This window comes from Luteibacter sp. P1_D3 (assembly GCF_056406135.1).
The window spans coordinates 1-6,059 of the sequence record NZ_JBFUAT010000073.1; the positions used below are offsets into that span (position 1 = coordinate 1).

The 6,059-nt window shown below is 66.2% G+C and carries 3 protein-coding genes; 1 reads left to right on the forward strand and 2 read right to left on the reverse strand.

Features of this window, described 5'->3' with window-relative positions; genetic code table 11:
• Together AC1DYM_RS22680 and AC1DYM_RS22685 are read right to left on the reverse strand one after the other, a co-directional pair.
• The coding region (locus tag AC1DYM_RS22680; protein WP_477342263.1) for an amino acid adenylation domain-containing protein at nt 1–4,112 on the reverse strand (4,112 nt) is incomplete at its 3' end.
• 440 nt (nt 4,113–4,552) lie between these two features.
• Nucleotides 4,553–5,158: a hypothetical protein gene (locus AC1DYM_RS22685; RefSeq protein WP_477342265.1), complete on the reverse strand. Its 606-nt coding sequence runs from the start codon at nt 5,156–5,158 to the stop codon at nt 4,553–4,555.
• A 67-nt stretch (nt 5,159–5,225) separates the two neighbouring features.
• On the opposite strand from AC1DYM_RS22685, the gene AC1DYM_RS22690 reads away from it, so the two are divergent.
• The gene (locus AC1DYM_RS22690; RefSeq protein WP_477342267.1) at nt 5,226–6,023 is read left to right on the forward strand and encodes an autotransporter outer membrane beta-barrel domain-containing protein; all 798 of its coding nucleotides are present in this window, start codon (nt 5,226–5,228) and stop codon (nt 6,021–6,023) included.
• Nucleotides 6,024–6,059 lie beyond the last annotated feature (36 nt).

Genomic DNA, 6,059 nt, shown 5'->3' on the forward strand with positions numbered 1-6,059 from the left:
GTGTGACGCATGTGCTGCGTCCAGTAATCCGGCGAGACGGCCTCTTCGTCGGTCAGCGGCAGGCCGGTCAACGTGGAAACGATGCGGATACGCGGCGCGGCGAGCGGCACGGCAGCCACCTCGGCACGGAAGGCATCCAGCGCGGGATCCATCATCGACGAGTGGAACGCATGCGAGGTGTGCAGCACGCGACAGGCGACGCCCTCGGCCTCGAGAACCGCCTGGAATCGCTCGACGGCTTCCGTGTCACCGGAGATTACGCTGGCGTTCGGCGCATTCTCGGCGGCCAGGGAAAGGGTGTCCGGCAGTCGCGCGCGCAGTTCGGCGGCGCCCAGGCGAACGGAAAGCATGGACCCGGCAGGTAGGCCCTGCATGAGGCGACCACGGCGTGCGACGAGTCGGGCCGCGTCAGGCAGGGACATGACACCGGCGAGCGCGGCGGCGGCGAATTCGCCCACGCTGTGGCCGATCATCGCGACCGGCTGCACGCCGAGGCTCATCCACAACTGGGCGAGTGCATATTCGAGGGCGAAGGTGGCCGGCTGGGTCAGCCCGGTCGCCTTGAGGGCATCGGCGTCGCCGGTGAACATCTTCTCGCGCAGGTCGAAGCCCAGTTCGTCGCGCAGGGCGCCGGCCACGTCGTCGAGGGCAGCGCGGAAGGTGGGCTCCGTCGCGTGCAGCTCGCGGCCCATGCCGGCGTACTGCGAACCCTGACCCGGGAAGAGGAAGACCAGGCCCGGCGAGGGCGTGGCGCAGGCACGGCACATGGCGGCCGCGGCGATATCGCGAAGCTTCGACATCGCATCGCTGGTGGACGCCGCGACGACGTGGCTGCGCTRCACGAAGGCCTTGCGGCCACGGGCGAGCGTCCACGCGGTGTCGGCCAGGTTGCCGTCCGGATGGGCAGCGAGATGATCGGCGAGTCGCGCGGCGGCATGGCCGAGCGCGGTGGGCGTACGGGCGGAAAGGAGAAGCAACTGCGGGCCGCTGGCGACATCGGACGGCGTGCGCTCGGGTGCTTCCTCGAGAATCACATGAGCATTCGTACCGCCAACGCCGAACGAGCTGACGCCTGCGCGTAGCGGACCGCCAGCGGTCTGCCAGGGACGCAGCGTGTCGTTCACGACGAACGGTGAATCGGCAAGATTGAGCCGGGGGTTCGCGGCGGTGAAGTGCAAGGAGGGCGGTAGCCGGCGCTCGCACAGGGCCAGCGAGGTCTTGATCACACTGGCGGCGCCGGCTGCCATCACCAGATGGCCGACGTTGCTCTTCAGCGAGCCCAGCGCGCAGAAGCCCTTGTCGGCCGTGCCCTGGCGAAAGGCCTGTGTGAGCCCTTCCAGCTCGATCGGGTCGCCCAGCGGGGTGGCCGTGCCATGCGCCTCGACGTAGGAGATATCGCGCGGGGACACGCCGGCGTCGTCCAGTGCCATCGTGATGACAGCGGCTTGTCCCGCCGCATTCGGCGCGGTGAAGCTTGCCTTCACGCCACCATCGTTGTTGACGGCGACACCGCGAATCACCGAGTAGATCGGGTCGCCGTCGCGCAGCGCATCCGAGAGGCGTTTCAGCAGCACCACGGCGGCGCCATCGCTGAACACCGTGCCCTGCGCCTTCGCGTCGAAGGTGCGCGTGTGCCCGTCGGGCGACAGCATCGAGCCTTCCTGGGCAACGTAGCCGCTGTTCGGCGGGCAGGAAATCGAGGAGCCACCGGCGAGCGCCATGCTGCAGCGCCCGGCGCGCAGGGCGTCGAAGGCCTGGGCAATCGCGACCAGCGAGGTGGAACAGGCCGTATTGACGCTGATCGCCGGGCCGGTGAGGTTGAGCTTGTGCGCGACGCGTGTAGCCAGGTAATCCTTCTCGTTGCCGAGCATCACCTGGAAGGCGCCGAGCTTGTCGACGAGGTCGGGCCGGCCGTTGATGTGTTTCTGGAAATAGGTGGCGTTGTGCATGCCGCCGAACACACCCACCGGCGTGTCCTGGGCGTCCGGCACGTAGCCGCCGCGCTCGAGGCACTCCCAGCACAGCTCCAGGAACAGGCGCTGCTGCGGATCGGTGAGCTCGGCCTCGCGCGGCGACATACCGAAGAAACTCGCATCGAACTGCTCGACATCGTCGATCACGCCGCGTGCGGCGACGTAGCCGGGATCGTCACGATCGACCTGGCTCACCGCGGGATCGAGCTCGCCCGGCGCAAAGAAGCGGATCGATTCGCGCCCCGCGCAGAGGTTGTCCCAGAAGGTCTCGACGTCCGGCGCACCGGGGAAGCGACCGGCCATGGCGATGATCGCCACCGGCTCGCCTGCCTGCGGCGTGCCACCCGACAAGCGTCCTGCCAGCGCCTGGCGTGTGGCACGCCCTTCGATCGTGGCTGCGACCGCGGCCGGTGTCGGCTCGCCGAAGAAGCCGACCAGCGAAGGGGTCGGCGACAGTTCCTCGTGCACGCGAGTCATGGCGCGCGTTGCAAGAAGAGAGCTGCCGCCGAGGTCGAAGAAGTTGTCGTCACGGCCGACCGTGTCCAGGCCCAGCGTGTCGGCAAAGATGACGCAGAGCCGCGTCTCGATGTCACCGCGCGGCGCGACGAAGGGCGCGGCCAGTTCGGGGCGTGCGCTGGTTGGCGCTGGTAAAGCCCGGCGATCGAGCTTGCCGTTGTCGTTCACCGGGAGCGCGTCGAGGCGCATCCAGGCGACCGGAAGCATGTATTCGGGAAGCGTCAGTGCGAGCGCATCGCGCAGGCTGCGCGCGGTCACACCGGCATGCTGGGCGACATAGTAGGCGACGAGGCGCTTCTCGCCCGCGGTGTCTTCGCGCGCGATCACCGCGGCGGCGGTCACGCCGGGCAGGGCCCGCAGCGCGATGTCGATCTCGCCGGTCTCGATACGGTAGCCGCGGATCTTCACCTGGCCGTCGACGCGACCGAGAAAGGCGAGGTTGCCATCCGGCAGCCAATGCACGAGGTCGCCGGTGCGATAACGCGTGCCGCCGGCGACGAAGCGCTCGGCGCTGAGTTCGGGACGATTGAGATAGCCGCGGGCGACGCCCGTGCCACCGATGAACAGTTCGCCGGTCTCGCCGGCGGCCACTTCGTTGCCCGCCTCGTCGAGCACATGCAGCGAGGTTTCCCCGATCGGCGTGCCGATGGGAATCGCGCGGAGCTCGTCGGGAAGCTCGCGCGGGATGCGGTACGTCGTCGCGAATGTCGTGCATTCGGTCGGGCCGTAGCCGTTCATCAGCAGCGTGGCCGGAAGCGCGGCGTACGCCTTGCGCACGTGCGGCACCGACAGCGCTTCGCCGCCAGTCAGGATCACGCGCAAGCCGGAAAGATGGCTCGCATCGTCGTCGACGATGGCATTGAACAGCGCAGCCGTGAGCCAGGCGATCTCGGCGCCGTGACGCTCCACGGTACGCGCGATACCGCAGCCGGTCGGCACCCGCTCGCGATACACCACGCAGGTACCGCCGTTGAGCAGCGGCGCGAAGATCTCCAGCGTCGACGCATCGAAGCCCAGCGGCGCCGCATGCAACACCTTCGGCGCATCGAAGTCGATGAAGTCCGACTTCAGCACCAGCCGCAGGATCGACGCATGCCGAATCTCCACACCCTTAGGCGTCCCCGTCGACCCCGAGGTATACATCGCATAAGCCAGATCCTGCCCACCCCCCCCCTGTAGGAGCCGATTCATCGGCGATCGGTGCTGGCCGAATTCCTCCAATCCCGCAACAGTAAACACCGGAACGTCCTCAACAGAAACGTCCACCCCCTCATCCACCACCACCGCCGCCACATCCGCATCCCGCAGCGCAAACGCCACCCGCTCGGCCGGCCAGCGCGTATCGATAGGCAGGTAAGCCGCACCGGCCTTCAGCACCCCGAACACCGCCACGATCGCCTCGACCGAACGCTCCATCAGCAAGGCGACATAGCTGCCCGGTTCCACCCCGGCCGCGCCGAGCGCGCCGGCGACGGCGTCGCTGCGTGCCTCCAGTTCGGCATAGGTCAGGCTCGACAGGTCGGACGCCACGGCGACCCGTTCCGCGCAGGCTTTCGCCACCGCGCTGAAGCGACCATGGACGGTCCCGTTGTCGTGCCTGGCGCTGGAAAATGCTTCGTTCATCGTGCTGCCTCGTACCCGTGGGGAGAGCACGAAGGCATAGGCCGAAAGGAAGAGGCGGCAATACGGAACCCCGGCGAAGCGCAGTGCGCATCGCGGTGGCCCACCGCATGACCCCTGTCATCCCTCATCCAGCGTGCCGTGCCTTCGGCTTTCATGCGATCCCCCTGTCACGCGAGCGGGGCAGGATGACCCCGTCGCGGCTGTGGAATCTTTATAGCCCCCGGGTCGGGGACGGCATATACAACTGGCGCGCTAGCCGGGGTGGGCAAATGGCCGAGGCGAGCCCGCGAACAAGGTGCCGCCCGCCCTCGCCGGGATTCCGCGATGAACCAAAGGAAAGGCCCCGCTCAGCGAAACGGGGCTTTCAGGTGGCGACTGGTCGACGCTGACTACCGGTCAACGAAAGCGTGGTGTGATGGTTTTGCACTCAGCCGATTGCATCATGCTTTCATTTCGATGTTGTCCAGCGTCGCAAAGACGCCGACTGGCGAATTCAAGATGGGAACCAAACGGATCATGTCGATGCGATCCTTCCCGTTCCAGCGCAAGGTCAAGCGGGCAGGTGCCGTAGGTATGTTGACTTCGTCCACCAAGGTGCCGCCGAAGCCGCTGAATGCCTGCAGTTTGCATGGCGAGTTGCGGTGGCTTTCCGCACCCACGGACACTTCCTTGGACGGGATTTTAAGTGCCAGTGTCAACGGCGCGCCGCCTGCATGCGGGTATCCCGTATAGACATGTATGCAATGTCCTGAAAGGTAAGGACTCGAGCCGTTCCAATGCATGATGCTGGAAATTTCGTTTAAGACATTCGTGGTGATGACCATCGTCGTCGTTTCGACTCTGGGATAGATATCGCCGAGATCCGTTGCTTCAAAAGTTTCAGTTGCCGATGCTAAATCGATACGAAACGAGACCGTCTCGGACGGTACGGCGGGACCGACACCCAGCCGCTTCACGCTATAGCTGACGACGACGTTGCCGCCGGTGTTCTGGACGATGAACGCGCGGTCGGCGTAATCGGCCGGTGGCCTGGTCGGGTCGAGCACCTTGTAGGTCTGGGTCCGTGTGGATACGCTGCCCACCCAGCTATAGGTGATCTCGTCGGCCTTGGCGATGCCCGGATACTCATCGAACCTGTCGTTCCAGCGCTACGGCTACGATTTCGACCAGCAGGTGAACGCGCTGCAGCTGGGCGGTGGCCTGATTGCTCTCGATGGCGACAATGGCACGCTACGCGCGGGCTGGGCTGCCGATCACGGCACGACGCGTGTGACGCCCAAGGCCGCGGACGGCAACAGCTCGGCGAAGTACCGTGCCAACGGCGTGTCGGGATGGATCACCTGGCAGCACGGCAACGGCTTGTGGGTCGATGGCGTGGTGGGGTCGACGCGCTATCGGGGCGATGTGGGGACGGATCTTCGCGGTGCCGATGTCGGACGCGTTCGCGCCAACGGCTGGAGCATGTCGGTCGAAGTGGGCAAGCCGTTTGCCCTGGGTAACGAATGGACGATCGAGCCACGCTTCCAGCTGAAGCATCAGTCGCTGAATTTCCGCGACTTTACTGACAGCGATGGCCTCGACGTGAAGCTGGGAACGGCGAAGCAGACCAGTACGGCACTCGGTGGCCGCATCGCACGCACGGCAAATTCCGTCTTCATGCCGTATGCCACGCTCGACCTGATCCACACCAGCAACGGCGATCCGAGTGCCGATGTGTCCAATGCCGATTGGGATGTCGCCGAACGCTTCGGCTCGGGCCGTGTAGGTAACGCCTATCGTGCAGCGGCGGGTGTGACCAGCCAGCTGGGCGAGCACGTGCAGGTCTACGGTGAAGGCACGTACCGGCACTTCGTCGGCAGCTACGGCATGCAGGGCTGGGCGGGTAATGTGGGGATTCGCGTGACGTTCTGAGGGTGCGAACGACCGAGGTCTTCACTGTCACAAGCG

What these genes read in the sequence shown, in the direction of transcription:
- AC1DYM_RS22690 (WP_477342267.1), top strand. Translation starts at nt 5,226, where the DNA reads ATGCCCGGATACTCATCGAACCTGTCGTTCCAGCGCTACGGCTACGAT.